Origin of the sequence: Hymenobacter translucens (assembly GCF_020685205.1) — a bacterium.
Classification (GTDB): domain Bacteria; phylum Bacteroidota; class Bacteroidia; order Cytophagales; family Hymenobacteraceae; genus Hymenobacter; species Hymenobacter translucens.
Genome location: NZ_JAJERB010000002.1, coordinates 475,100 through 500,938 on the forward strand (window position 1 = coordinate 475,100; position 25,839 = coordinate 500,938).

Genomic DNA, 25,839 nt, shown 5'->3' on the forward strand with positions numbered 1-25,839 from the left:
GGGCCGCACTCCGTAGAAATCTACTTTGCGCCAACCCCGATTTCAGCCCCGGAACGCAGGCGCTGACCGCTTTAAACGGGGCTTCGTGATTTCGAGTGAACTGGTTATCTGCAAGTAAGGTTAGGGCAGAGTAGCTGGGGAGCCCCGTGGCGCTTCTTAGAAAAAGGCTATATTTGTTTCCCGCTCTTCCTACCTAACCTATTGCAGCAGCATGCTTAAAACCTTTACGCTTATCCTGGCAGGTTTCTGCTGGGCCTTAGGAGCTCGCGCCCAGGCCCCGACCTATAATTATTACTTCGGCAACCTGCATGCCCACTCCTCCTATTCGGATGGCAACGCCGATGAGGCCACGACGGGCTACAGCACCCCGGCCCAGGATTATTCCTTTGCCAACGCGTCTCTCCACCTCGACTTTCTGGGCATATCCGAGCACAACCACGCGCAGGCAGGTATGCAGCGGCCCAACTATGCCAAGGGTATCCGTCAGGCCGACAGCACCACGGTAAACGGACAGTTTGTAGCCCTCTACGGCATGGAATGGGGCGTTATTTCGGGTGGTGGCCACATCCTGGTGTATGGCGTGGATCAGCTGCTGGGCTGGGAGGCCGGCAACTACGACGTGTTCGTGGCCCGGAGCGACTACCAGTCCCTGTTCAAGCAGATCAACCGCCGCCCCGGCGCCTTTGCCCTGTTTGCCCACCCCCAGACGGGCGACTACGGTAACCTGTACTCTGCTTCCACCGCCTTCAGCCCCCGCGCCGACAGCGCCATCGTGGGGACGCCGCTGCGCTCGGGCCCGGCCATGTCGACAAACCTGACGTACAGCAACCCTTCTACCAGCTCCTACGAGAGTACCTACCGCACGATGCTGGCCAAGGGCTACCACGTGGGCATTTCGCTGGACCACGACAACCACAACACGACGTTCGGGCGCACCACCCAGGGCCGGATCGTAGTGCTGGCTCCCTCGCTCACCAAGCTGGACGTGATGCAGGCCCTGCGCGCGCGCCGCTTCTACGCTTCCGACGACTGGAACACGCAAGTCAACTTTACGCTGAACGCCCAGCCCATGGGCAGCATTATGCAGGGCACGACCGACGCAACTATCAGCGTGAACGTAGCTGATGCCGACAATGAGGCAGTGCAGTCCCTGACCTTGCTGCGCGGCGTACCCGGCAGCGGCCAGAATGCCGTGACGGTGGCTACCGCGCCGGCCGGCTCGGCTTCGCTCAGCTACGCCGATGCCGTTACGGCCGGCTCCTCCTATTACTACTATGCCGTAGCCCTGCAGGCCGATGGGCACCGCATCGTTACGTCTCCGATCTGGTACAACCGCACGGCCGTAACCAGCACGGCCAATGCCGTGGCGGCCGTGGCCCTCGACGTGTTTCCGAACCCGGCTCAGGGCCCCGTCACGTTGTCTTACTTCCTGCCCTCGGCCAGTGAAGTCAGCCTGGAAGTTCTCGACGGTCTGGGCCGGCAGGTGAGCGTGCTCAGCAGCCAAGAGCGGCAGGCTGCCGGTCCGCATTCCTACCTGCTCGATGCCCGCCAGCAAAACCTGGCCGCCGGTATTTATACCGTGCGCCTCACCCAGCAGGGAGCCACCACGCACCGTAAGCTCGTAATCGAATAGCCTGTCTGCGTCACTTGCTGCGCCCGGTCTGCACCCGCAGGCCGGGCGCAGCTGTTTACTGCCGAACTCAGCTTGGCGAGGGCCGGACAACGGCAGACCGGGGTTTGTGCGTATCAGGAGCTTCTGTTCCACCTTTCCGCCGCTTGCTTATGTGTGGTCGTTATACGTTTACCGCCCCGGTTCCCGTCATTGAAGAGCGTTTCGACGCCACCTTCACTGAGCCTATGCCTCCCAACTTCAACGCGGCTCCTTCCCAGCGCCTGCCCATCATTACCAACACTGAGCCGGGCCGGATTCAGCTGTTGCAGTGGGGGTTGCTGCCCGGTTGGGTGCGCGACATGAAAACGGCTACCAAGCCCATCAACGCCCGGGCCGAAACCCTGGCCGAGAAGCCGTCCTTCCGCCAACTGCTGCAGCGCCGCCGCTGCCTTGTGCTGGCTGACAGCTTCTACGAGTGGCAGCAAACCGCGCCCACCGGCAAAGGGCCCAAAGTACCGCATCGGATTCTGCTGCGCGATGAGCAGCCGTTTGCCTTCGCCGGGCTCTGGGACGAGTGGGCCGACCGCAGCACGGGAGAAGTCATTCCAACCTTTACCATCATCACCACCGAGCCCAACGAGCTGATGGCCGGCCTGCACAACCGTATGCCCGTGATTCTGCCCGACCGCCACGCCGAGCTGGCCTGGCTGGACGATGGTGTGCCGACGGCCGCTCATCAGGAGCTGCTGCGTCCCTACGCGGCCGAGCGGATGCGGGAGTATACGGTGAGCACCCGGGTAAACTCGCCGGGCAACAACGATCCGGAGGTTTTGGAAGCAGCGTAAATAATCAAGCAACCACGCACGAAAAAGCCTCCTGCAGCTTGCAGGAGGCTTTTCTATATAATGCGGATCGGAAGCGGCTTGATGAAAGTCTATGGTAGACTAGTGACGGCCGGGCTCACCCTGGTTGCCGCCCTGACCACCGGCGCCAGCGCCGCCTTGTCCAGCCTGACCACTTTGGCCGGACTGACCACCCTGGCCGGACTGACCACCCTGGCCGGACTGACCACCTTTATTGCCCTGGGCGCCGCCTTGTCCGCCCTGGTTGCCACCACCGGCGTTGGCACCACCAGCAGGTCGGGCACCCTGTCCGCCATTCGGCTTGCCTTTCTTTCCGCCACGGTCATCACCCGAGTCGGAGGCGCGCTGAATAGCCAGTACGGCACCGGCTGCCAGTACGGCAATACCAATGACGAGCTGGGTAGGAGTGAAGCGCTGAGCGGCTTTCTTCAGCAGGGTACCGCCGTGGCGGAGCAGGTCCTCCATGTGCTCATGATTGCCCTGGTAGACGTGGTAGGCGCTTTCGAAGGTGCGGGCCAGATCCTCGGGAAGGATTTTTTCCAGGTTGTCTTCAATAGTCTTTTCGAGTTGGTTGTCCATAGCTGGAGTTGGTGTTAGGAACGGGTGAAAGTTTCGGTATGCGACGGTAGAAGCACCATCGGAAAGCGTGTACGGAAAAATCTTTCACCGGGCTGCCTCCGGTTATAAGAATTCCGGATTCCTCCCACCTGATGTCCGCCACCACTAACTGGCAGCGCCCGGTTTCGTTTAGTTTTCCACGGCCAGCAGCCGGCTGCTTACCCGATTGCCCTCCTGCACGTGGCAGTAGTAGGAGCCGGCGGCCAGCGCGCTGGCATCAAGGGAAAGCTGCTGGGCGCCCCGGGGCAGCACGCGGTCCGCTACCCGCTGTACTTCCCGGCCCATGGTATCGAACAGCGTTACCTGTACGTGGCCGCCCCCGGCCTCAAACGTAATGGTAGCGTGCCCCCGTACCGGGTTGGGATACACGCTGAAACCTGGTACGTTCAGGTCGGCCGCCGCGGTGCCGGTTACTACGCCGGGGCGAATGATGGGCAGGTAAGGGAAGCCCCGGTACAAGAGCTGATTGAGGGTGGTTTGCGGAACCTGGAACCAGTCCTTCAGAATGCTGGCGTACACGCTGCGGAAGTCGAACTGCATCGGCAGGTTGTCGTTCACGCCCGCCGATGCCGGCAGTACGGGGTTGGTGCCGTGGATAATGGGGTTCACGCTGGTGCCGAAAACAATCAGGGGAGCTGCCGCGCCGTGGTCGGTGCCCTTGCCGGAGTTGGCCCGGATGCGGCGCCCAAACTCCGAGAACGTCATGCCTACTACCCGGTCCTGCACTCGGAGGCGGGCCAGGTCATCCTGAAAGGCTTCAATGGCCTGGGAGATTTTGCCCAGCAGCGTGGCGTGCGTACCCACCGACGTAGTGCCCGTGGCCGGCACCTGCAGCACGTGGGTATCGAAGCCGCCGAGGTTGCAGACGTAGATCCGGGTTTGCAGCCCGCCTGCTACCAGCTGGGCTACAATCTTGAGCTGGTCGGCCAGGGAGTTGACGCCCGCAGCCGGGTATAGGGGCGAAAGATTGCTGGCCCGGCCCGCCGCCCGTTGAATGGCGGTGTTGTATACCTGGGTCTGCTGCACCACTTGCCGGATAAAGGTCAGCTCATGGCCGGCCGGTGTATTAGGGGCCGCGTCCACGCCGCCCGACAGCAGCTGGTAAAAGGATGACGTGCTGGCAATGGCCATGCCCATGTTCAGGGTGGGCCCCTGCACGCAGTTGCTTACCACCGAGCCGATGCTGATAGCCAGAGGGTCAGGGTTCTGCGTGCTGGGAAAGCCGGTAGGAAAGCCCGGGTACTCACTGTCGAGGTAGCGCCCGGCCCAGCCCGAGCTGATGGTCACGTTGGAGTCGGAGCCCGACGTCCAGATGTCGGTGGCCCGAAAGTGTGAGAAGTTGGGATTGGGGTAGCCCACGCTCTGCACCACGCCCACCTTACCGTTCTGGTAGAGGTTGCGCAGGCCCGCCATAGCCGGATGAAAGCCAGTGGCCTGGGTTAGGGGCAGAACCTCCGACTGAGCAATGGCAATGTCGGCGCGGGCATTCATCAGGGCCGGATACTGGTCCAGCGGAATCACCATATTCAGCCCGTCGTTGCCGCCGTTGAGCTGAATGAGCACCAGCACGTGGTCGGTCTGGGTGGCCCCGCCGGTCAGCTCGAAAAGCTCGGGCGAGAAGCCGTACGCGCCGATGGGCAGGCCGCCAAGCAGGGCCGGCATCACCGTAGCCGCCGCGGTAGTTTGGAGAAAGTCTCTGCGCTTCATAAGTAAGCTGGTAGCTGTTGGCTAATAGCTGTTGGCTTTAAGCAGGCTTGGTAAAAAGCCAGCAGCTAAAGGCCATCAGCTAGCAGCTATTGTTAAGACAAATGAAATTCGGCCAGTCCCATGAGCGTGCGCAGCATCAGCTGGAGCTTGGTATTCACGGCAGCACGTTTGGCCGCGTTGGTGGGAGCAGCCAGGTAGTCCTGCCACTCCACCGTCCACTCAAAGTCGGGAAGGCCCGGCAGCAGCACGCTCTTCAGGTAGGTTAGCTGGTTAGGCGTCAGCGGAATGGGTACGAGCAGCGTCGCGTATTCCGCGATGAGCAGGTTGGCGTCGCTGGCAACGGTGGCCGGAAACGTAAGCGTCAGCGTTACCGGATCAATGCTGATCCGGGCCCCATTGCGGCTGTAGCCGTTCGTGCTGATCATCAGGTCCGTAAACTGGTTGCGGCGGGGCAAGGTCACGGCGTTGATCCACATTTCGTGGTACTGGGGCGTCTGGTAGTAGGCGGCCCAGCCCGCCACGTTGGGCGGGTCGCCCACCACCTGCTGCTGCAGGTTGGTGATGCTGTTGAGGTAGTCCCACATGCCGTACTGCGCCACCAGATTCGTTGCGGGCGGAAACGCAATCTGCAGCTGCCGCGCCACGCCCAGGCTGAAGTCCAGCGGGCTCTTGATCAGGCAGCCAAAGTTGATGGGGTCGTAGAAATGCTCACTGCTCAGCAACGCCCGCAGCACCGGGGCCACGTCGTAGTTGCTTTGAATCAGTAGCTGGGCCATTGGCTCAATCACGTCGGCTTCCGTGGTGGCGTCGATGACGTAGTAAACAAACCAGCGGTAGAGCTTGCGGCACAGAAACCGCGCGGTTTCGGCCTGGTTGAATATCAGGTCCACCAGAGCCTTGTATTCCTGGTCGCCGGCGTTGGGAATGGCTACGTTGCCGAACGCGGAGGAAAACTGCTTGATGCTGGTGTCGTGCCGGGATGCCGTAAAATAGCCCGTCATGGTCACGTTGTTGTCGCGCCAGCCCGTCAGTACCCGGGCGGCGGCCTGCACGTCGGCTTCGGTGTAGTTGGTGTAGTTGCCGGGACCGATAATAGGGCCTTTGCCCACCGTAAACAGCTCCAGCAGCTCCCGGCCGTAGTTTTCGTTCGGGGACCCGGCCGTGCTCTGGTTGCCGTTGAGGTAGCGCAGCATGGCTGGCGAGACGGTGATATCCTTGGTTAGCTGCCGGAAGTTGCCCAGCGCCTGCTGCCGGAGCAGCGCCGCGTAGCGGTAGCCGTAACGGGCGTCGTTGATTTCGCTGAACTCCACTACGAAGTGGTTGTGCCAGAACAGCGTCATCTTCTCCGCCAGCGTCGGCGTCTGGGTTAGCATCTGGCCCAGCCACCAGGCCCGCAACGAGCTGCGCCGGACCCCTTCCACGGCTTGGTCGAAAGACTGGTTAACCCAGGTCTGGCCAACGGGTACGCTGGTATCAGTGGTCGAAACGTTGACCGGCGGAGCAGGCACGGCGGGAGTTGTCAGCAGCCCGTTTATAACCTGGGTCAGGCTTTGGCCGGCGGCAGTAGCTATCTGGGTCCGCGTGGGGCCGAACAGGGTCCGGCGCAACAGATGTGCCGCCTGCGCAGCGCCCCAGGGCCCGGTATAGGGGTTCAGCCCGGCTGATGAGCGGGCCGTTGTCGGCAGCTGGGTGTTGGCAAACCGGCTGACGGTTTCCGGTGGTCCCGCTGGCGGAGTCGTGACGGGCGCACGCTGCGTTGCTGCCGGACTGGTGAGTACAGCCGTGTTTTTGCGGAGGAAAGATCTTCTGTCCATAGGCGGCAGCGCAGTTGAAAATGGAGACGGGAAAGGCCGGTTACAGACCGGTACTACCTGCCAAGATAAGCAGGTGGTTCTGCATTGACACCCATTTATTAACAAAGTCTAATGCGGTTGCCGAGAATACTTTCCTATGTAGCTGTTATGGGGGAATTAACTGGGGTTGAGGTGAATAAAAGCAAAAAGCCCCGCCGGTGAGGGCAGGGCTTTTCAAAGCCAGGCAAAGCTCGGCTGGGACTATTCGTATACTTTCACTACGAACACGAAGTCCTGCAGGCGGCGCAGCTGCTGGGGGCGGGATGCACCGGCTAGTACGTTGGTGCGGGGCAGGCGGTAAGCGCCCCCGGCATTGGCAGCTGACAGCGAGTCTACCAATTTCATCAGGTACGAGGACTTGGTGGCAAAGGCGGCGCTTTGCGCGTCGGCCTGCCGGCCGCTTACTACCCCGATCAGGTTGCCGCGGTCGTCGAGCAGCGGACCGCCGCTGTTGCCGGGGTTCACCGGGATGGAAATCTGGTAAAAGGCCGTATCGCCCTCGAAGCCTGAGCGGGCGCTCAGCGAGCCGTCGTTGTACACGAGGTCCTCGCGGGGGTAGCCCAGCGTGTACACTTTCTCGCCCAGGTCCGACTGACCCCGCTTAAAGGCGTAGGGCAGGCGGCCAAAGCCGGTGAACTTACGGTCCCTGATGCGCAGAATAGCCAGATCGTGCGCTACGTCGGTGAAGACCGGCTCGGCGTGGTAGCCCTGGTGGTTTTTGTCTTCAATCAGTAAGGAGTCAGCGCCCTGAATCACGTGGTAGCTCGTCACGAGGTAGCCATCAGCCGTCAGGGCAAAGCCGGTACCGCTGAACTTGCCCTGGTTGACTTCCTCGGCCGGCTTAGTACCATCAATCTGGTTGATGGCGCGGTTCATCGCGCGCTGGTTGCGCTTGATGCGCTCTACCTCGCGGCGGAGTACGGTGTAGCCGTACAGCGAAGGCTGCTTGACGGAAGCGCGCCACAGCTCGACCCCAAACAGGGTTGCCATCACGGCCAGAAAAGCTACCGATGCCGCCACGGCCACCGTGGCCCGGTGGGCACTCCAGAACTCGCGCAGCCGCCGTTCGGTGCGGGAGATACGCAGCATGGGCTGGGGAGCCTGGGTTTCGAAGGGTGCGGCCGGGGCTATATCGGTCTGCTCCTGATCCATCTCGGCCTGGATAGCACGCAGCTTGCGGCGCGTGGCCATCCGATGCCCATAGGCATTCAGCGTGCCGGTCAGCTCTTCGAACTCGGCAAAGCGCAAAGCAAAATCCGGATCCGCCGCTAAGCGGCGCTCCAGGTCGGCGCGGGCCGGGGCAGGCAGCTGGCCCACCCGGTACGCTTCGAACAAAGCATAATAGTCTGCTTCCGTCATCATAGCTCGTTGGGGACTTAACCCCGGGTATTTCCCTGACTTGGCTTAGTAAGACTCTTCTTCCTTGTAGGAGGTAAAGAAGAGCTTCTTCAACCGTACCAGGCACTTGTATTTTTGATTCTTCGCGTTATCGGCGTTGGTGTAGCCGAAATCCGTGGTAAGCTGCTGCATAGACTTATCCAGCAGGTAAAATCCTTCAATCAGCGAACGGCAGGGCTCCCCCAAGCGGTTCAGGGCTTCGGCCATGGTGGCAAAGCGGCGGTCGCGCTCCTCGGCCACCATAAGGTCTTCTTCGGCCCCGGTTTCCAGAAAGGGCTCGTGGTCGTCGATGCGGCCGCCAAAGCGGGTTTTCTCGGCGAGGCGCTTCAGCCACAGACGGCGACACACGGCGTAGAGGTAGGTCTTGATCTGACAGCTCAGCTCCAGGGAGCCTTCGCGGATCTTCTCATAGAACACCATCACGCCCTCCTGGTATACATCCTTGGCTTCGTCCTCGGTGCCGCTGTTCTGCAGCACAAAGTGCGAAATCATCGGCTGGTGCAACCGGTAGAGCTGGGCCAGGGCCCGGTCGTCGCCGCGGCGAATTGCCGCCACAAACTCTTCATCCGTGTAGGAAGGTTGACCCTTACCCATTCGTTTTGCTCGTTAATACCATGATGTCAGGCAGGGTAACCCGCCTGAATATTTTTTTCTACTGTCGGGTTACCTTACGATGACCTGGGTATGAAGGGAGCTTTTTGACTTTCTTTTCAACACAACACCAATCATGAAAAACCTCCTGAAAGTATCCGCTCTGGCCTTCGTATTCGCCGCTGCTCTGACCTCGTGCGAGTCGAAGTCGACCGAGACCACCGAGACCACGACCATGGAAGCTCCCGCTACCACCACGACCACGGACTCGATGACCACCACGACCGAAGCTGGTGCTACCACTGAGGCTGGCGCTACCACGACCGACGCCGGTGCTACTACGACTACGGATGCTGCTGGTGCTACCACCACGGCTCCTGCTGCTAGCAGCACGACCACCACGACTGCTACCACCGAGCAGCACTAATTGCCCGTCGGCCTGAGCCGACTGTGCTATTCCGACAGCCCGCTTTCCGTACTGGAAGGCGGGCTGTTCTGTTTTAGCTGAAATAAAAAAAATTTATGTCATTAATTTAATATTAAATTTGCAGAATGCATTATTGCAAACTGCTAAGATAAGGACGGGATACGGTCCTGCTACACGTCTATTTGTTTTATCCGGTGTCTTCTACCAAGCCAGCCCTGCCCCGCTCCAACTCGTCCGACCTTCCATTAGCCACCCCGGTTCAGCGCCGGGAGGATGCTGTCGAGCCTGAGCCGAAACCCTGGGCGCCACCGCAAAGCATGGGTCCGCCGGTGGTCATTATCGGGGCTTACGCCGTGGGCGAGGACGACGATGCCCTGCTGAACGGGCACCCGGACATCCGGTATTAGGGCTGGGCTAAGCCGGCTAAAGCTTTTCTTCCAGCCATAAAAAGCCAGCAGCCAGTACAAACAGTAGCATCAGCCAGCGCGCATCCCAGGCTACCTGCTTTTCCTGCACCATAGCCCTTTCCTCGACCGGCTTACCGGGTCGGACCCCATCGTGAGCCGCCGCCCGATTTAGCTGGCTTTTCGGGCCCCGCCAATCCTTGGCGCTGAAAACGTAGAAGGTAAAGGGGGAGCTGCCCGTCTGCCTCACGAGGTGCCACCCAGGCTGGTGGGGCCAGTATTGCGCGGTGCTCCATTCCGGCAGCCGCTGATCCTGGCGCAGACCAAGCTGAACAAATGAGCCGGCAGCGTGTAACGGTCTTACCCTGGGCTGAGGGTCGGTGACCGGGGCTTCCAGACGCAGGGTGAGGGGCTGCAACACGGAAGGCCAGGCCGTAAGGACCGCCCCAGAGGCTGTGTGGGGTGACGGGCGGCTGGCCGCAGTCAACAGTCGGCTCCAGTAGGCATCATAGGCAGCGAGGTTGTTTTCCAGAGGCCACTGAAAGGTAGCCGTCACCATCGATACAACGATGGTACCGAGGCCATAACGTCGGCTGGCAACGGCAGTCCGCTGGCGAAAGTCGGACACAAGGCTCCGGGCCAGCCCGCCGGGGCGCAACGAATACGGCAGGGATGCCCGCATCCGGGCTGGAACATCAGGCCAGGTAAGCAGTTGAGCCGCTGAATCAGCTGAAGCAGTTGGGTGGAAGTCGGTGGCGGCCGGTATGGTTCGGGGCAGAGAAGACGATTCAGCCAGTACAACCAACCCCAGTCCCTGCCGGCGAATTGCGGCTTGCAGCGCCCCTGATTCATTCCCACTGATAGTGGATAGCGCGGCTGCGTCGGAAACGAGCAGATCATAGCGTTCCAGCAGCCCGGGGGTTAGCCGGGATACATCGTGGGGAGGCTGGTTTAGAAACTCCTTTTGAATCAGGTTACGGCTGATGGTCGTGCGCAGAGCCACGGTATGCTGGCGCGAAGCCAGATGGTTTTTCAGAAACCGAAACTCAAACGAAGGGGCACTGGCCAGGAGCAAAACGCGTAGGGTGGGCGCGCCCACCACCTCTACGGGCACCGGTTCACTGGCCAGCACCCGACCATTGCGGCGGGCTTCAAGGTGGTACACAGACACGCCCGTTGCCCGGGGCAGGTAGCGAAGCCGAAAGCTGCCGGTGCCGCCGGCCAGGCGGACAGAGTCGCGCGGGGCCCCGCTGGCCTGCAGATACAGCCAGACCGGACCGCGGGTGGCCGGGCTGGTAAATCGTCCCTCTACCCGTAAGGCTTGTCCAAGAGAGAAATAACGGTTCCAATGCGCCTGCTCGAACCCCTGGTATAACCTCGGATGTAGCCGTTGCCGCATAGGGCCCAGCAGCGGAACATCGGCTGCCGGAATACCGGCGCCCAGCACATGCAGAATCCGCTGCTGAGGGTACTGTTCCCGCAGCGCCAGCAAGTTGGTGCACGCCGGCGTATCGGAGGCTACCGTGGGGGAGTAGCGCAGCACCCGCGCCTGCGGGCCCAGCCGGTGCAGCAGGGCCCGCAGCGTATCGATGGAGTAGCCACCGTCGGTGAGCAGTACAGCCACCGGAGCGGGGGTGAGGGCCCGGTGGGAGGGAGGATAGGCTAGCAGCCCGAGGGCAATAACCGCCACCCAGCCAGCCAGCAACCGGGGTAGCAGGCGCTGGCGGCGGGGGCGCCGAAAAGCCTGCACCGTCAGGGCCCCGCCAAGCAGCAGGCAAGCGGTAAGCAAAGCAAAAAAAGTGACAGTAGGACTCATGTGGATGCTCGGGTTACTGCAGCTGCTCGAAGTACCGGCGGCCCAGCCGGTCCGGAGCAGGGGCCGGGCGGGGAACGGCTATAGCTGCCGGCAGAAGCCGGGTGAGGGCGCGCACTGCCGCGGGCTGACAAGACGGGCAGGGCTGCTTGCCCGCCCGCACCTCGGCCTCCAGCCGCCGCACTGCCGACAACGCCCCAAGGTAGGCCCCAGGCTCCCGCAGGGCAGCCCGTGCCAACTCCTGCCCGGCCTGGCTGAGCAACTCCGCGTCAGGCGGATGCGTGGGCTGACCCTGCCGGGTGGCCTCGAGCCAGCTCAGAGCCCGGCGCACTGCCTCTTGTCGGGAGGGGGCTGGCCGCATTTGCTGACGAGTGGGCGCGGCGGCACCGGCTAGCTCACCCCCAAGGCGAAGGGTAGCTTCCGACAAGGGCGGAGGCTCAAATCCGGACTTGCGCACGTAAGCCCGGGTTTGCTGCTGCACCTGCTTGAGCAGGCGCAGGGCCCGGTATTCGAAGGGTAGTGCCTCGGCGGGTCGGACGGTGCGCAGGCGCAGCTCGGCTTCCCACATCTGGCTCAGCACGGCCCGCAGCTTGGCTTTTACGGCTGGTTCCAGAAAGTCTGCGGTTTCCTCGTCTTCGTGCTTGTGCACGTACGGGTCCTGCAGCGCTTCGATGGAGGCAGGCTCAGGAGTATGTGACGCGTGGTCATGGCCGTCGTCATCGGTATGGCTGGTATCGGCCGGGGACGTGGTCTGCCCGATGCTTTGCTCGGACTCTTCGCCGAGAAACTTACCGTAGCGCAGGCGTAAAACTTTCTGGTCAAAACCCAGCGTGTTGGCCCGCTCCGCTACCGTAGCCGCGGGCAGCTGTCTGCGTTCGGCCAGGAGCTTTTCCGTGTCGATAATAATCTGGCGCTGGCTGCGGAAGTAGGCCGGCATTACCTGCACGCTCAATCCCAGGTCGGAAGGCGCGTCGGCTACGGTGGTATCTTCCCACTGCACCAGATAGGCGTCGGTGCGGGCGCTGTGGCCGGCATTGTCCCAGGCCTGGACGTAGAAATACAGCTCGTCGCCGTAGGTGAGGCCCAGCGCCGGCAGGTTCAGGCGGCGGGTCAGCGTCGCCTGCTCCGGGCCGTTCCTCAGCCCCGCACTCAGGTCCTGGCTTACCTCCCGGAACTTCACGCCCTCGCCTTGGCCCTGCGCCGTGGTGATAAACAGGCGGGCCCGCGTCAGGCCGTAATCATCCCGCAAAGCAACGCGGATGGCAACGGTAGGCGTGGAGCCGAACTCAAGCAGCGTATAGGGCTTGGGCGTCAGGATGCGGATGGCCGGGGCCTGGTCGGGCTGAACGTCGATGGCGTAGTCGTCGGAGCGGCGGCCGGCGAAGTGCAGCTGGTAGAGAGCGGAGGCCGCAAGGACCTGTTCGGTAAAAAACTCATTGGGTTGCCCGGCTACGGGGCGCAGCGGTAGCCGACGGCGGTTCAGCTCCAGCACCGGGGCCGGCTTACCTGCTCCGCTCACGCGCACCAGCCAGCGTACCCGGGCACCGTGCGGGCACCGAAACGAGGGCTGAGCCGGGGAAAAAGCCGGTTGTCGGGTGTAAGCCGGCGGCGTCACGGTAATAACGGTTGACAGAATACGAGGGGCAGCCCCGGGGGCAGCGGAGCCAGGCGCATCCGGGAAGTGCAGGCGCAGCGCGGGAGCGGAGTGTGGCGCAGCAGGCGTCGGCCAGAGCGCCACGGCCCCACTGGCGAGCAGCAAAAGCAGGGTCACAAGAGCCACGTTGCGCCAGGCTACCGGCAGCACCGGGCGGTGGTGGGTCCGCAGCTCCTGCAGCTGCTGGCCGGTGCGCTGCTGCTGCAGCTGTTCCAGGAGGTTGAGGCTGGCTGCGGGGCGTAGCAGCAGGCCCGTACTATCTTCAAGCGAGGGATAAAGCCGGTCCAGGCGACGGGCGACCCGGTGTAGATCAGGCTGCCACAGCCGGTAAAGCCAGAATATCAGCCCGCCCAGGGCCAGCGCCAGTAGTAGCCCGGCACCCCAGCGCAGCGCCGGCCAACGCCAGCCGACCAGGACAATCAGCAAAAAAGCCCCCGCGCCGGGCGCCAGCAGCTTCAGCGTCTGCCAGCCGGCCCACTGCCGCCAGATGTCTTTCAAAGCCGAAGCGGGAAAGGAGAGGTTCGATATGGTCTGCCGGGTGGTCATCATGAAGCAGACGTAACGGGCTGACTGCGGCGGTGCGCCAGCCAGCGTTCCAGGGCAAACACCAACGCCGCCAGCCCCACAAACCAGGGGCGCAGGTCGAGCAGCTCCGCCGTAGAGCGTGGTGAAGCCGGATTCACAGCGGGTGAGGAAGAAGCGGGCAGCTGCCCCGGGTCCAGGGCGCGCTGGTCGGGTCCGGTGCCGGAAGCATCTTCGGGCTGCAGCAGGGACAGCAACAGCGCCGGCAGGGCCTGGCTTTCGGCCAGATTGCTCCAGGCCGGATGCAGCCGGGAATGAAAGTAGTAGCGTGCCCCCGTTCCCTGAGGAGTTACCGACAGCACTGGTCGGCCCAAACCATCGGACCAGAGCGCCCGGCTCCCGGCAGCCGGCATGGTGTCGCGGCGAAACAGCGTGACCGGCTGTTCGGCAGGCCGGATGTTCAGTGCCAGCAGAGCCGGACGCTGAAGGCCGGGGCCGCGGGCATCCTGCCACAGGCGCAGCCCGTGGTCGATCTGCCCAAGCCAGGCCGCCGGCACCGGAGCCTCGGCCAGCCAGAAAAGCCAGCGCAGCGAATCGGCGACCAAGGGCGGGTTCGGGGACGTCTGCACAACCACCGGCACGGCAACGCCCAGGGCCGCCGCCTGCAGCGCAGCTTTCAGGTAGCGGGCGTCCGGGCCATGTTGGGAATCGGCATAAATTCCGATGCGCAGCGGCTTGGTCTGCACCTGGACTGCGGCAGCTTTTTCGCCGTTTGGATGCTCCGGTGTAAGGGTGGCGACCGTGGAAGAGGAGCGGTAGCGCAGCGGCGGCAGGCCCGGCAGCCGCACCAGACCACCGTCCCGGGGCCGGCTCACGCTCAGTCGACGGAAAACAGTTCCGGTCGGGGAGCTGCGTCCGATGAGCAGGCGCAGGCTGTCGGGCCCTGAGCCTGCGGCCGACTGCAGCCATACCGCTGAGCCGGGCGGCAGGGTCTGCCAGGTAACCCGGGCCGGTAGGGGCGCGTGGCTGCCCTGAAAGTTGCGCAGCGCCGAGGTCGTCAGCAGATGAAGCGGCTGGTTGGGGAAAGAGTCGGCGGCCTGCCGGGCCCGGGCCCAGAGAAACAGGCTGGTGTCGGTGGTCGGAAATTGGTCGACGTACGGGCCGGCCGTGGAGTCGGCGGCCCGGGCAGCTGCTGAAATCAGGCGAAAGCCCCGGGCCAGGTACCGCACCTCGTAGCCCCGGCGGCGGAGGGAGTCAAGCTGCCCTCGTACCATTTCAAAACCGGGATGGCGCAGCAGACCAGGCTCCATCAGCACCTGGCCGCGGGAGCCGGGCTGATAAAAGCGCCAGCCGGGCGCGGCCGCGGCCAGGGCCAGCAGCCCCACCAGCGCCGCGCGAAGGAGCAGCAAAAAAAACTGCTCCAGCTGCAACTGCCGCAGCCGGCGGTTGGCCCCTTCGGTCAGCCAGCGCAGGCTGCCCACGGCCACCTTCCGGGCCGGACGACGGTTCCAGAGGTGAATGGCCACCGGTACCAGCAGCCCCAGCAATGCCAGCAGGCCCGATATGTTGAGCAGGGTAAACAAGCGCGCGGGTCGGATTTAAGCGTAAAGGCGGATGGTGAGACGGGCAGGGTGCCGTAAAGGTGACAAGTTACTCAGGGCTATATTGGGGCGGCTGCCTACTGAGCGGTCGGTTTTTCATGGTTGACGCTGCCGGCGGCGCAGAAACTCGCGGAGAGCCTGGGTTAGCGGTTCTGCGGTGCTCAGCTGCTGATAGTCGTACCCCTCACGCCGGGTGTGCCGGGCCGTGCTTTGAAGCCAGGCCTGCAGCTGCTGCCGATACGCGCGGCGCTGCTGGTCGGCATCGAGCTGCAGGGTGCGGCCGGTTTCAAGGTCTTCGAAGGTGACGGCGCCGCGGTACGTGAAGTCCAGCTCGTTCCGGGCCAGTAGGTGCAGCACCAGAATCTCGCCCGTTACCGGCCGGAGCCGGCTCAGCAGCCGCTGAATCTCGCCTGCTTCCTCGTACAGGTCACTGACGCACACCGTAAGCCCCCGCTGCCGCCGGGCCGTGAGCGGGGCCAGCCGGGTGGCATCCGGAAAGCTGCCCCCGGCCTGGGCATGCTCCAGGGCCTGGTACAGGCGCGGCAGCTGTCCGGCATCGGTGCGGGCCGGCACGTGGTGCAGACCGGCCGGGTGCAGCACGGTCAGGGCTACCGCGTCGCCCTGCTGCCCGGCCAGGTAAGCCAAGGCTGCCAGCAGCAGACGGGCATACTCGAGCTTGGTCAGGCCGTTGTCGTCGCGGTGGTTCATCGAGGCGCTGGCGTCGAGCAGCAGATGAACCGTCAGGCTGGTATCCACTTCCGACTCCCGCAGATAGTACCGGTCTGAGCGGGCGGCCAGACGCCAGTCGAGGCGGCGCAGGTCGTCGCCGGGCTGGTAGGGGCGGTACTGGCTGAACTCGAGGCCCGCGCCGCGCCGCCGGCTCACGTGCTGCCCGGCCAACGCGCCCTCTACCGCCTGGCGGGCGGCCAAAGACAGATTGCGCAAGCCGTGGAGGTGTTCGGGCGTCAGCACTTACGGGTAGTTGATAACTAAGAATTGAGGCGGTTATACCGGAACGGCTTTCAGCAGCTCCCGGACCGCATCATCGGCAGTCAGGTTTTCAGCTTCCGCATTGAAGTTCAGCAGTACCCGGTGGCGCAGCACGGCCGGCGCGAGGGCCCGGATATCCTCCAGGGTAGCCGCAAACCGCCCCTGGAGCAGGGCCCGGGCTTTGGCGCACAAAATCAGGGCCTGCCCGGCCCGGGGCCCGGCGCCCCAGCGGCCATATTCCTGGATAAACTGCACGTCCGACGTGGCCGGTCGCGTAGCCCGGACCAGGCGGTTCACGAACGCCAGCAGCTCCGGGCTCAGGCTCACCTGCCGGACCAGCTGCTGCAGCTGTCGGATGTCGTCGGCGCCCAGTACGGGCCGCACCTGCGGGGTTGCCGTGCCGGTAGTGCCGCTGAGCACGGCCAGCTCCTCCTGCTCGGTAGGGTAGCCAATGCGGACGTACAGCAGAAACCGGTCGAGCTGGGCTTCGGGCAGCGGATACGTGCCCGACTGCTCAATGGGGTTCTGGGTGGCCAGCAGGAAGAACGGCTGGGGCAGGGCGTGTTCCAGTCCGGCATAGGTTACGTGCCCTTCCTGCATGGCTTCCAGCAGGGCAGCCTGGGTTTTGGGCGGCGTCCGGTTGATTTCATCGGCCAGCACGAGGCTGGCGAAGATGGGGCCGGGGTTGAACTTAAAGGAGCGGCGGCCGGTGCCATGGTCTTCCTCCAGGACTTCGGTGCCCAGAATATCGGTGGGCATCAGGTCGGGGGTGAACTGGATGCGGCGGAATGAGAGGTCGGTGGCAGCGGCCAGGGTGCGGACCAGCAGCGTTTTAGCCAGCCCCGGTACGCCCTCGAGCAGGGCGTGGCCCCCGGCCAGCAACGCCACCAGTACCTCGTCGAGCACAGCTTCCTGCCCCACGATAACCTTGGCAATTTCCTGGCGCAGCGGGGGCAGCTTCGCCAGCAGGGCACGGACAGAGGACTCGGTTTCGGTCACGAAAGTCAAAAATGAGAGCAGGTGTAAAGTCTGATGAAAGAAGCGGATTTGCGGTTGAGAGCAGAATAAAGCCGAAAAAAAGTCGGAGAGTAAAAGTCTGATTTTTCAGACAAGTGGTTTGCCTCAGGCCACCCGGGCCTGCACTTTTGAATCATTCTTCTGAACAATCCCACGATCCCCATACAATGAACTGCGTTTCCGGTTTCCGTCAATCCTCCTACAAACGGCTGCTCCTGATTTTGGCTGCATCCCTGCCCGCTTTTACCACGCTGGCGCAGGATGCCGAGGTGCCGGCTCCGAAGTCCGCCGGCCGCAACATCCTGCGCGTCGACCTGGTGAATCCCGTTTTTGAAAACGTCATCAACTTCGATCTGTTCGAGGACAAGCCCTGGGCGTTTCCCGTACTGCTCAGCTACGAGCGGCAGCTGACCAGGCAAACCAGCCTGGGTGGGGAAATTCTGCTCAACGGCGGCAACTCCGAGCAGCGCCGTAGCGGCGGCTCGCTGCAGTTTCGGTACTATGCCCGACCTAATTCGGGCCCTAAGCCCCTCTCCGGCTTCTACGTAGCCCCAACGGTGTCGTACCGCAAGATTCAGTTCTTCGATGCCGGCATCCAGCCGTCGGGCCCTTACGCCACGGTGCGGGCTGTGGGGGCGGGGGCCTACGCGGGCTGGCAGGGCGGTACAGAAACCAACCGCCACGGGCAGCGCCTGGTGCTCGATATATCGGCCGGGCTTATGGGCTGGCTGCCTAAGAACAGCGTCCCCGCCAACGAGCGTCCGGCCGGGGAGGAGTACGAGTCCCGTTGGATCAGCAAACGCGTCGCCTTCGATGCGCGGATCGGCGTGGGAGTGCAGTTTTAACATTTTCCAAAGTCTGATTAATCAGTTCATCTGCAAAAGCGGGCACAATGAAACAGCACTACCTCTTCTTTACCATGCTGCTGATCTGCGGCCTGCTTGGGTTCCGCCCGGCCCGGGCGCAGGCCACTACCGAGGCTGCTGCCGCCGGCCCGGAGCAGCAGCACCGCAACGTGGTGCGCCTAGACGTGCTTTCGCCGGCCGTACATACCCTGATTAACTCCTTGCTAGAAAGTAATGGGGTAACTATCCCGGTGCTGGCTTCCTACGAGCGCCACCTGACCGGCCGTTGGAGCCTGGGAGCCGAAGGTTTCCTCAGAGGCGGGTCTACGCCCGACCGCGGGAGCGGCGCTGCCTTGCAGGCGCGCTACTACCTGACGGGAGCTGAGCGCGCACCCCTGACGGGCCTTTACGTGGCGCCGGTTGTGAGCTACCGGCTGCGGCGCGTGGTGTATATGGGCAGCACCAACCGCCAGGGCCACCGCGGTGGGGCCGGGTTTCTGCTGGGGTATCAGCTGCCCCTTGGGCCGGCTGCCCGGGCCCGCTTTGTGCTCGATGGCGCCGCCGGGGCAATGGCCTGGACCCGGTTGGGCTCTGATCAGCAGGTGCAGCCACTCGCTTCACCGGAGCAACCACTTCCAATCGGAGGTACTGGCCTGGTTCCTGACGCCCGGCTCGGCCTGGGCTACCGCTTTTGAGGAAGCGTATCTAATCCAGGTTAAAACAACACCCTGAAACCCGTGCCCTTCCGGACCAGGTTTCCTGTTTCATTTTGCTTTTTAATCTTAACCCAGTTATGAAATTTCTCGCTCACTGCTGCAGCGCGCTGCTGGCTTTGACATCACTGAGCAGCTTTGCTCAGGAACCCGCCCCGGAAACTACGCTGCCCGCAACAGCCTTGCACGCCCGTCGAAATCTGCTGCGGGTAGATATGGCCGGGCTGCTGGTCACCAACCTTGAATATAACCTGATATCCAACCGCAAAACGCTGATGCCCGTGCTGCTGGGCTACGAGCGGGGAGTCAGCCGGCATTGGAGCGTTGGAACGGAAGTACTGCTTAATGGCGGCAACCCTGAGGAGCGTCTGTGGGGCGCCTCGCTGCAGGGCCGGGTTTATGCCCGCCCGGCTACTGAAAAACAGCTTCCCACCGGCTTTTATCTGGCGCCGACGCTGGGCTACCGGCACGCCAAAGTAAGCCAGTATGGGTTTTTTGGTACCGAACACCACCTCGGCGGCGTGGGAGCCCACACCGGGGTACTGCTTTCGTTGAGTAAGCTGGCCTCGGGGCTTGTAATCGATACGTCGCTGGGTGTTATGGGCTGGCAGACGCTTGGGGAAGTCAAGCTGACCGGTGAACCCGAGAAGTTTGGCTACAGCCGTAATACAATCATGGTCAGCCCCCAAAGGGAAGGCAAGGCGCTGGTTGACGGCCGCTTTAGCGTAGGCTGGCGGTTTTAAGGTTTCCGCCCCAGCACTTTTCAGAGGCCGCTTCTTTTCAGCCGCTGCCGCAGTTGTGCGCAGGCGTGCCGCAGTGTGAATCCTGTCCGCGCCGGCTTGTTCTGATGTCCGGTGACGGAAACCCTGGGCGCCGGAAGCAACCCGTGGGCATAAGCCAGATGATCAGGAATTCGCCTTTCTTATGGCCTGCATGGCTGTTCAGAATCCGCTTCGAGTTTGGTGTCCTTGCTAACTTGCATGGGAAGCAGCTGCTTCAACCCATCCGTTTAACTCCCCGACTTCCCTTTTACTACTGGAATGGCCAAGGCAAACAAGCGCACCTCCCTCGCCGACCTTGCCAAAGAACTGGGGCTGGCCAATTCCACGGTTTCGCGCGCCCTGAATCATGCCTCCGACGTGAGCGACGCCACCAAGGCTCAGGTCTGGGCGCTGGCTGAAAAGCTCCACTACCAGCCAAACAGCCTGGCCGCCGCCCTGCGCAAAGGTCGCAGCAACGTACTGGGCGTGATTGTGCCCCACATCAACGGGGCATTTTTCCCGGCCGTGGTGCATGGCATCGAGGAAGTGGCCAGCAAAGCCGGCTTCAACGTGATGATCTGCCAGTCGACGGAGGACGTGGACCGGGAAAAAAAGCACGTCGAGGCGCTGCTGAAAGCCCAGGTAGATGGTATTCTGGTGTCGATGTCGAATACCACCCGCGACTATGCGCACTTTGAACGGGTGCGAAGCCAGGGTACGCCCCTGGTGTTTTTTGACCGGATGCCCGCGCTGCCGGATGCCTGCGGGGTGGTGGTCGACGACTACCTCGGTGCCTACCAGGTTATGGAGCACCTCATTGAGCAGGGCTGCCGCCGCATCGCGCACTTTGCCGGCCCGCAGATTTTGAATACCACCTACGACCGGTTTCGCGCCTACCAGGATGCGCTTAAAGCGCACGGCATACCGTATCGCGAAGAGCTGGTGGTTCACTTGCCGGGCTCTTCCACCACGGCCGGGATGACGGCCATGCAGCAGCTGCTTCAGCTTCCCGAACGCCCGGATGCGGTTTTCTCGGCGTATGATTTTCCCGCGGGCGGTGCCCTGCAGTTGTTGGAAGACTACGGCATCCGGGTAGCGGAGGATATTGCCCTGGTAGGCTTCAGCAACGAGCCGTTCACCACGATGATCAAGCCGCGGCTAACCTCCGTGGACCAGCACGGCACGCTGATGGGCGAAACCGCCGTGGAGCTTTTCCTGCAGCTGCTCAAGCGTGCCGAGCCGCTCAGCAGCCGGCGCATCGTGCTGAAGCCCCAACTCGTCGTCCGCGACTCTTCCCTTTACGGGCAGCCCGCTTTTCATAAGCAGGCCTGAAGCCAAACCAGCCCGCGTCGGAACGGCCAATAGCCCGACCCAGGCGGCGGGAGTGTTTCCTTTCGCGCCGGCCCGTGATAAGGGCACAATAGGGCGCCGTTCAGCCCACCGGCCTCTTTGACTTCGTTCTGGATCCCCGCTTTATCTTGTAACCGCAATTCGGTATCGATACTGCTAGAGCTGCTTATCGGTAAATGTTTACATCGGTAGAAGTTTACACAATGGTTTGTGGAGATTGGACATTTGTAATGAAAAGCAAGTGCCCCAAGGCCGCTGTGGCCCGGGGCGCCGTGCTCAAAGCCGACCTGACCCTGACCGGTGCCAACGTGGTACTTAACTAACTCCTCTTGCGACACTCCCTGCTTCTTTGCCTGCTCGTCTGGAGCCTGCTGCTGGCCCCGCTGCTGGCGGCAGCCAAGCCGAACCCTACGCCGCTCAAGCTGTGGTACGACCGGCCGGCGGCCAACTGGAACGAGGCCCTGCCCATCGGTAACGGCCGGCTGGGCGCCATGGTGTTTGGTGGTCCGGCCCAGGAGCGGCTGCAACTGAACGAAGCCACCATCTGGGCCGGCGGACCGAACAACAACGTGAAGCCCGATGCGCTGCCGGTTATCCGTCAGCTGCGGGAGTTGCTGCTCAGCGGGCAGCAGGAAGCCGCCCAGGTGCTGGCGCTGGAGCAGATGAAGCCCTTTGGCAACAGCGGCATGCCCTACCAGATGGCTGCCAACCTCTACCTGGACTTTCCGGGTCACGAGAAAGCTACCCACTACTACCGCGACCTGGACATCAGCCGGGCCGTGGCCTCGGTGCGCTACGAGCTGGATGGCGTGGCGTACCGGCGGGAAATGTTCAGCTCGTTTCCCGACCAGGTGTTGGTCGTGCGCCTCACGGCCAGCAAGCCCGGCCGGCTCAGCTTCCAGGTGCGGGAAAACAGCCTGGCGAAGTTTGCTTTGCGCGCCGAAAACGGCCAGCTCCTGCTCGAAGGCAGCGGCAATGAGCACGAAGGCCAGGAAGGCAAGATCCGCTTTCAGACCCGGGTGCAGCCCGTAGCAGAAGGCGGCACGGTGCAGGTCGATGAGCAGGGAATCCGGGTGCAGGGCGCCAGCCGCGTCACACTCTACGTGTCCATTGCCACCAACTTCGTCAGCTACCACGACGTGAGCGGCAACGCCGGGGAGCGGGCCGCGGCCTACCTGAAGAAGGCCGTCGGCCGGAAATATGAGCGGGCGGTCCAGGACCATGTCGCGGCCTATCAGCAGTATTTCAACCGCGTAAGCCTGAGCCTGGGCGTGACGCCCGCAGCTCAGCAGCCCACCGACCAGCGCCTGACCAACTTCGCCCAGGGCCAGGACCCGGCTTTAGCGGCGCTGTACTTCCAGTACGGCCGCTACCTGCTGATTTCCTGCTCCCAGCCCGGCGGGCAGCCCGCCAACCTGCAGGGCATCTGGAACGACAAGCTCAAGGGCCCTTGGGACAGCAAGTACACGGTGAACATCAACACCGAAATGAATTACTGGCCGGCCGAGGTCACCAACCTGCCCGAGATGCACCAGCCCCTGTTCAGTATGCTCAAGGACCTGAGCGTAACCGGCCGGCAGAGCGCCCGCACGATGTACGGAGCCCGGGGCTGGGTTTTGCACCACAACACCGACCTCTGGCGCATCACGGGCCAGGTAGACGCGGCCAACTACGGGCTGTGGCCGATGGGCGGGGCCTGGCTGAGCCAGCATTTGTGGGACCATTACCAGTTTACCGGCGACCAGGCTTTTCTGCGCGAGTATTACCCCGTTCTGAAAGGCGCGGCCACGTACTACGTGGATGCCCTGCAGCCCGAGCCGACGCACCAATGGCTGGTGGTGGCCCCGTCGATGTCGCCGGAGAATGCCTACCAGCTGAACGGGAAGAAAATCAGCATCGTGGCCGGTGCCACGATGGACAACCAGCTGGTATTCGACCTGTTCTCGAAAACTATCCGGGCCGCCGAGCTGCTGAACCAGGATAAGCCGTTTGCCGACACGCTGCGCGCCCTGCGTGAGCGGCTGCCCCCGATGCAGATCGGCCAGCATGGGCAGCTGCAGGAGTGGCTGACCGACATGGACAACCCGGCTGGCAAGCACCGCCACATTTCCCACCTCTACGGCCTGTTTCCGGGCGGGCATATTTCGCCCTACCGCACGCCCGAGCTGTTTGAGGCCGCCCGCGTCACGCTCACCCAGCGCGGCGACGTATCCACGGGCTGGTCGATGGGCTGGAAAGTGAACTTCTGGGCCCGGATGCGCGACGGCAACCACGCCTACCAGCTGCTCACCAACCAGCTGCGCCTGTTGCCGGGTACGGTGGAAAAAGTAAACGAAGCTGCCGGGGGCGGCACCTATCCGAACCTGCTGGATGCCCACCCACCGTTTCAGATTGACGGCAACTTCGGCTGCACCGCCGGCCTGGCCGAGCTGCTGGTGCAAAGCCACGACGGCGTTATCGACCTGCTGCCCGCCCTGCCCGACGCCTGGCCCACGGGCGAGGTGAGCGGCCTGGTGGCCCGGGGCGGCTACGTGGTGGACCTGGCCTGGGAGCAGGGAAAAGTTACCCGGGTGCAGATCCGCTCAAAGCTGGGCGGCAACTGCCGGGTGCGGGCCCTTAGCCCGCTAAAAGGCGCCGGCCTGACCCTCCCGGCCGCGCCGGCCGATAACCCCAACCCGTTCTACCAGGCGCTGTCGGTGAAAGCCCCGCTCATTTCCGCTAAAACCACGGCCCGGCAACCCACGCTGCCGCCGACTTTCGTGTACGACCTGCCTACCGCGGCCGGCAAGGTTTATTCCATTAGGGCGCAATAACTGCGCTTTCGCTTTGGCACCGTTGGTTCCTAACCGGCTGGGCTTATCCTGAACCTCAGGCCGTGAGGGCGTAGAGCAGGATGTTGACGCCGAACTTGGTGTTGTCCTCGGCCAGGAACCGCTTGTTGCGGAAGTCATAGTCCCACTCACAGCCGTAGTCCTTGTTGGAGTACAGCACGCCCAGGCGGCCGTTGATTTCGATGCCCTTCAGGTAGTCGTGCACGAGGTCGTCGCCCCAGCCGTTGAGCTCGAACGAGGTAGGCGGCGGGCCGTCGGGGAATTTAAAGAACTGCGAGTAGATCGGGTGGCTTTTGGGTAGCTTTTTCAGGGCTGCGGCCCCGAAGCACTGCCGCATCTGCTCCTCGAACGAGCGCGCAAACAGCCCGTCGATGTCGTGGTTGCAGTCGTCGACGAACACGAAGCCCCCGCCCCGCACGTACTGGATGAAATTCTGCTTTTCCGGGGCCGAGAACTGCACCAGCCGATGGCCCGACAGGTAGCAGAACGGATAGTTGAACAGCTCGGGGCTGTCGAGGCTCACCACTTTCTCCTTCTGGATTACCGGCACCGTCGTGTACTGAATCAGGGAGTGCAGCAGGTTGGTGGGCATCCGCTCGTCCACGGCGTCCCAGTCGCCGGAGCGGTAGCGGAGCCGGACGAAGGTGAAAGGAGCGGGCATAGAAAGTAAACGAAGCGGTAGTCGGCGGGCAAATGGACGGCTGCGGCCGGTGGTTGGTTGCCTGGTGGAGGTTGGTTCTGGCCTGGCGGGCCGCAAGAAACGAGCAACGGCCGGTAAACGGGTTCTGGTTCGGGCCGGAACCGTCGTGGTTGCAATCCAGTAGGCCAGCGCCTTATCTTAGAGCCTGGATTTTACATTCCATCCGGCTTTCGCCCCGCTCAGCTTCGCTCTACCTGTATGAAACGCACCCTTCTGCTTACCATCTGCTTTCTCGGAATCTTCTTCAGCGCCCACGCCCAGTTCGGTATCAAGGCCGGCGGCAACGTAGCCGTACTCGATGGTGACATCGGCAAAAACACCGACTATAAGTTCTACTACCACGCCGGTCTGCTGTACGACTACAAGCTATTCGGTCCCGTTTCGCTGCAGCCGGAGCTCATTTACTCGCTCCAGGGTACGGAATACAAAACCGTGACCGAGAACTACGACACCAAGCTGCACTACCTGCTGCTGCCCGTGCTGGCCAAGGTCAAACTCGGCCCGGTGCGGGTGCTGGCCGGTCCGCAGTTCGGCCTGCTGATGACGGCCCGCGAAGCCGGCACCATGCTGGTAAGCCCGCCCGGCACCACGCCCCAGTACGACAACGCCAGCCGGCAGGCCACCGACCAGTACAACAAGGGCGACTTCAGCGTGTGCGGCGGCATCGAGCTCAAGCTGTTCGACGGGCTGATGCTCGGAACCCGTATGAACGCCGGCATCAGCGACATCAACGAGGTCAAGAACATCACCGGCGTCAACGACCCCAAGCTGCGCAACCGGGTGTTTCAGGCCTACCTCAGCCTGGAGTTCGGGGGCAGCGACTCCCGCAAGTAATACCGGCCGCTTCGCCTCGTTCGGAAGTCCCGCAGTATTTTGCGGGACTTTTTTCATTTCTGCTATGCTCCGTTATCTACTAAAACTTACCGCCGTCGGCGTTCTGGCAATCGGAACGCACACCAGTTTTGCCCAGGCCACCGGTGGCACGCGGGTCGGCCTGAAAGCAGGCGTTTCCCTGGCTTCCTTTAATAATGCCGTGAATGCAGAGCTGGGCACCCGCACCGATTTTGTGGTGGGGCCCATGCTGCGGCTGAAGCCCTCGGCCCAGGGGTTCGGGGTGCAGCTCGAGGCGCTTATCAGCGGGCAGGGCGCCAGGCTGGAAACCAGCACCGGCACCCAGGTAGAGAAGGTGTACTACCTGAACGCGCCCCTGCTGCTCCGGCAGTATGTGGCCCGGAAGTTCTACGTGAACGTGGGTCCGCAGCTAGGCGTGTTTCTGGGCTCGAAAGGCCGGGAGTACAAGCCGCTGGAAGGCAGCGTCGTGGGTGGCGTGGGCGTGGAGCTCCCTAACGGCCTGACCGCGGACATGCGGCTGCAGTTTGGCCTCACCGAGATTATAGGCGACCCGGCGGAGCGGAGTCTGCGCCGGCAGCTGAGCATCCCGGCCCAGCACAACCGGGTTTTGCAGTTCACGTTTGGCTACCTGTTCGGCGGAAAATAGCCGTCAGTCAGCAAGATAAAAGCCCCGTAATCCGGCCGGATTACGGGGCTTTTGGGGCTGGGCTAATGTCC

At 62.9% G+C, this 25,839-nt stretch carries 22 protein-coding genes; 11 read left to right on the top strand and 11 right to left on the bottom strand.

What is annotated here, in order from left to right; translation table 11 throughout:
* Positions 1 to 211: 211 nt before the first annotated feature.
* Entirely contained in the window at positions 212 to 1,633 is a 1,422-nt protein-coding gene (locus LJY25_RS05765) for a CehA/McbA family metallohydrolase (RefSeq protein ID WP_227607286.1), read from the top strand.
* Between the two features lie 149 nt (positions 1,634 to 1,782).
* Entirely contained in the window at positions 1,783 to 2,457 is a 675-nt protein-coding gene (locus LJY25_RS05770) for an SOS response-associated peptidase (RefSeq protein ID WP_227607287.1), read from the top strand.
* A 99-nt stretch (positions 2,458 to 2,556) separates the two neighbouring features.
* On the opposite strand, the gene LJY25_RS05775 is transcribed toward LJY25_RS05770, so the two are convergent.
* The 5 genes from LJY25_RS05775 to LJY25_RS05795 all read right to left on the bottom strand — a co-directional run bounded on the left by LJY25_RS05775 (position 2,557) and on the right by LJY25_RS05795 (position 8,645).
* Positions 2,557 to 3,054, bottom strand: a complete 498-nt coding sequence (locus tag LJY25_RS05775) for a hypothetical protein (protein WP_227607288.1) — start codon at positions 3,052 to 3,054, stop codon at positions 2,557 to 2,559.
* Positions 3,055 to 3,222: 168 nt separating this feature from the next.
* Positions 3,223 to 4,800 (bottom strand): DUF1501 domain-containing protein, encoded by a 1,578-nt coding sequence (locus LJY25_RS05780; RefSeq protein ID WP_227607289.1) that lies wholly within the window; start codon positions 4,798 to 4,800, stop codon positions 3,223 to 3,225.
* 92 nt (positions 4,801 to 4,892) lie between these two features.
* A complete protein-coding gene (locus LJY25_RS05785) occupies positions 4,893 to 6,614 on the bottom strand; it encodes a DUF1800 domain-containing protein (RefSeq protein ID WP_227607290.1) in 1,722 nt (573 codons plus the stop codon).
* Positions 6,615 to 6,854: 240 nt separating this feature from the next.
* Positions 6,855 to 8,015: a S1 family peptidase gene (locus LJY25_RS05790; RefSeq protein WP_227607291.1), complete on the bottom strand. Its 1,161-nt coding sequence runs from the start codon at positions 8,013 to 8,015 to the stop codon at positions 6,855 to 6,857.
* Positions 8,016 to 8,057: 42 nt separating this feature from the next.
* The gene (locus LJY25_RS05795; RefSeq protein WP_227607292.1) at positions 8,058 to 8,645 is read right to left on the bottom strand and encodes an RNA polymerase sigma factor; all 588 of its coding nucleotides are present in this window, start codon (positions 8,643 to 8,645) and stop codon (positions 8,058 to 8,060) included.
* A gap of 133 nt (positions 8,646 to 8,778) precedes the next feature.
* Between LJY25_RS05795 and LJY25_RS05800 the strand changes: the two genes are divergently transcribed.
* Both LJY25_RS05800 and LJY25_RS05805 read left to right on the top strand, forming a co-directional pair.
* A complete protein-coding gene (locus tag LJY25_RS05800) occupies positions 8,779 to 9,069 on the top strand; it encodes a hypothetical protein (protein WP_227607293.1) in 291 nt (96 codons plus the stop codon).
* Between the two features lie 194 nt (positions 9,070 to 9,263).
* Positions 9,264 to 9,476 (top strand): hypothetical protein, encoded by a 213-nt coding sequence (locus tag LJY25_RS05805; RefSeq protein WP_227607294.1) that lies wholly within the window; start codon positions 9,264 to 9,266, stop codon positions 9,474 to 9,476.
* 16 nt (positions 9,477 to 9,492) lie between these two features.
* Here LJY25_RS05805 and LJY25_RS05810 read toward each other — a convergent pair whose 3' ends face one another.
* The 5 genes from LJY25_RS05810 to LJY25_RS05830 all read right to left on the bottom strand — a co-directional run bounded on the left by LJY25_RS05810 (position 9,493) and on the right by LJY25_RS05830 (position 17,052).
* Positions 9,493 to 11,289 (bottom strand): hypothetical protein, encoded by a 1,797-nt coding sequence (locus LJY25_RS05810; RefSeq protein ID WP_227607295.1) that lies wholly within the window; start codon positions 11,287 to 11,289, stop codon positions 9,493 to 9,495.
* A gap of 13 nt (positions 11,290 to 11,302) precedes the next feature.
* A complete protein-coding gene (locus tag LJY25_RS05815; RefSeq protein WP_227607296.1) occupies positions 11,303 to 13,489 on the bottom strand; it encodes a DUF4175 domain-containing protein in 2,187 nt (728 codons plus the stop codon).
* Positions 13,486 to 15,045 (bottom strand): BatA domain-containing protein, encoded by a 1,560-nt coding sequence (locus tag LJY25_RS05820; protein WP_227607297.1) that lies wholly within the window; start codon positions 15,043 to 15,045, stop codon positions 13,486 to 13,488. Before LJY25_RS05820 ends, LJY25_RS05815 begins: the two co-directional genes overlap by 4 nt.
* Before the next feature lie 114 nt (positions 15,046 to 15,159).
* Entirely contained in the window at positions 15,160 to 16,035 is an 876-nt protein-coding gene (locus LJY25_RS05825; protein WP_227607298.1) for a DUF58 domain-containing protein, read from the bottom strand.
* Between the two features lie 33 nt (positions 16,036 to 16,068).
* On the bottom strand, positions 16,069 to 17,052 hold the full coding sequence (locus LJY25_RS05830; protein ID WP_227607299.1) for an AAA family ATPase: 984 nt from the start codon (positions 17,050 to 17,052) through the stop codon (positions 16,069 to 16,071).
* A gap of 239 nt (positions 17,053 to 17,291) precedes the next feature.
* Between LJY25_RS05830 and LJY25_RS05835 the strand changes: the two genes are divergently transcribed.
* From LJY25_RS05835 to LJY25_RS05855, 5 genes are all read left to right on the top strand, one after another.
* Positions 17,292 to 17,915 carry a hypothetical protein gene (locus LJY25_RS05835; RefSeq protein WP_227607300.1) on the top strand — a complete coding sequence of 208 codons (624 nt, stop codon included), beginning with the start codon at positions 17,292 to 17,294 and terminating at the stop codon, positions 17,913 to 17,915.
* A 47-nt stretch (positions 17,916 to 17,962) separates the two neighbouring features.
* A complete protein-coding gene (locus tag LJY25_RS05840) occupies positions 17,963 to 18,610 on the top strand; it encodes a hypothetical protein (protein ID WP_227607301.1) in 648 nt (215 codons plus the stop codon).
* A 98-nt stretch (positions 18,611 to 18,708) separates the two neighbouring features.
* Complete coding sequence (locus tag LJY25_RS05845) at positions 18,709 to 19,371, top strand: hypothetical protein (protein WP_227607302.1); 663 nt, start codon at positions 18,709 to 18,711, stop codon at positions 19,369 to 19,371.
* A 297-nt stretch (positions 19,372 to 19,668) separates the two neighbouring features.
* On the top strand, positions 19,669 to 20,721 hold the full coding sequence (locus LJY25_RS05850) for a LacI family DNA-binding transcriptional regulator (RefSeq protein WP_227607303.1): 1,053 nt from the start codon (positions 19,669 to 19,671) through the stop codon (positions 20,719 to 20,721).
* 347 nt (positions 20,722 to 21,068) lie between these two features.
* Positions 21,069 to 23,552 carry a glycoside hydrolase family 95 protein gene (locus LJY25_RS05855; protein WP_227607304.1) on the top strand — a complete coding sequence of 828 codons (2,484 nt, stop codon included), beginning with the start codon at positions 21,069 to 21,071 and terminating at the stop codon, positions 23,550 to 23,552.
* A 55-nt stretch (positions 23,553 to 23,607) separates the two neighbouring features.
* Here LJY25_RS05855 and LJY25_RS05860 read toward each other — a convergent pair whose 3' ends face one another.
* Positions 23,608 to 24,231: a DUF4159 domain-containing protein gene (locus LJY25_RS05860; protein ID WP_227607305.1), complete on the bottom strand. Its 624-nt coding sequence runs from the start codon at positions 24,229 to 24,231 to the stop codon at positions 23,608 to 23,610.
* Positions 24,232 to 24,468: 237 nt separating this feature from the next.
* Between LJY25_RS05860 and LJY25_RS05865 the strand changes: the two genes are divergently transcribed.
* Both LJY25_RS05865 and LJY25_RS05870 read left to right on the top strand, forming a co-directional pair.
* Positions 24,469 to 25,104, top strand: coding sequence for a porin family protein (locus LJY25_RS05865; RefSeq protein ID WP_227607306.1), 636 nt, complete (start codon positions 24,469 to 24,471; stop codon positions 25,102 to 25,104).
* Between the two features lie 64 nt (positions 25,105 to 25,168).
* Positions 25,169 to 25,768: an outer membrane beta-barrel protein gene (locus LJY25_RS05870; protein ID WP_227607307.1), complete on the top strand. Its 600-nt coding sequence runs from the start codon at positions 25,169 to 25,171 to the stop codon at positions 25,766 to 25,768.
* Positions 25,769 to 25,839: the final 71 nt, after the last annotated feature.

What these genes read in the sequence shown, in the direction of transcription:
- LJY25_RS05765 (WP_227607286.1), top strand. Translation starts at nt 212, where the DNA reads ATGCTTAAAACCTTTACGCTTATCCTGGCAGGTTTCTGCTGGGCCTTA.
- LJY25_RS05770 (WP_227607287.1), top strand. Translation starts at nt 1,783, where the DNA reads ATGTGTGGTCGTTATACGTTTACCGCCCCGGTTCCCGTCATTGAAGAG.
- LJY25_RS05775 (WP_227607288.1), bottom strand. Translation starts at nt 3,054, where the DNA reads ATGGACAACCAACTCGAAAAGACTATTGAAGACAACCTGGAAAAAATC.
- LJY25_RS05780 (WP_227607289.1), bottom strand. Translation starts at nt 4,800, where the DNA reads ATGAAGCGCAGAGACTTTCTCCAAACTACCGCGGCGGCTACGGTGATG.
- LJY25_RS05785 (WP_227607290.1), bottom strand. Translation starts at nt 6,614, where the DNA reads ATGGACAGAAGATCTTTCCTCCGCAAAAACACGGCTGTACTCACCAGT.
- LJY25_RS05790 (WP_227607291.1), bottom strand. Translation starts at nt 8,015, where the DNA reads ATGATGACGGAAGCAGACTATTATGCTTTGTTCGAAGCGTACCGGGTG.
- LJY25_RS05795 (WP_227607292.1), bottom strand. Translation starts at nt 8,645, where the DNA reads ATGGGTAAGGGTCAACCTTCCTACACGGATGAAGAGTTTGTGGCGGCA.
- LJY25_RS05800 (WP_227607293.1), top strand. Translation starts at nt 8,779, where the DNA reads ATGAAAAACCTCCTGAAAGTATCCGCTCTGGCCTTCGTATTCGCCGCT.
- LJY25_RS05810 (WP_227607295.1), bottom strand. Translation starts at nt 11,289, where the DNA reads ATGAGTCCTACTGTCACTTTTTTTGCTTTGCTTACCGCTTGCCTGCTG.
- LJY25_RS05815 (WP_227607296.1), bottom strand. Translation starts at nt 13,489, where the DNA reads ATGATGACCACCCGGCAGACCATATCGAACCTCTCCTTTCCCGCTTCG.
- LJY25_RS05840 (WP_227607301.1), top strand. Translation starts at nt 17,963, where the DNA reads ATGAAACAGCACTACCTCTTCTTTACCATGCTGCTGATCTGCGGCCTG.
- LJY25_RS05845 (WP_227607302.1), top strand. Translation starts at nt 18,709, where the DNA reads ATGAAATTTCTCGCTCACTGCTGCAGCGCGCTGCTGGCTTTGACATCA.
- LJY25_RS05850 (WP_227607303.1), top strand. Translation starts at nt 19,669, where the DNA reads ATGGCCAAGGCAAACAAGCGCACCTCCCTCGCCGACCTTGCCAAAGAA.
- LJY25_RS05860 (WP_227607305.1), bottom strand. Translation starts at nt 24,231, where the DNA reads ATGCCCGCTCCTTTCACCTTCGTCCGGCTCCGCTACCGCTCCGGCGAC.
- LJY25_RS05865 (WP_227607306.1), top strand. Translation starts at nt 24,469, where the DNA reads ATGAAACGCACCCTTCTGCTTACCATCTGCTTTCTCGGAATCTTCTTC.
- LJY25_RS05870 (WP_227607307.1), top strand. Translation starts at nt 25,169, where the DNA reads ATGCTCCGTTATCTACTAAAACTTACCGCCGTCGGCGTTCTGGCAATC.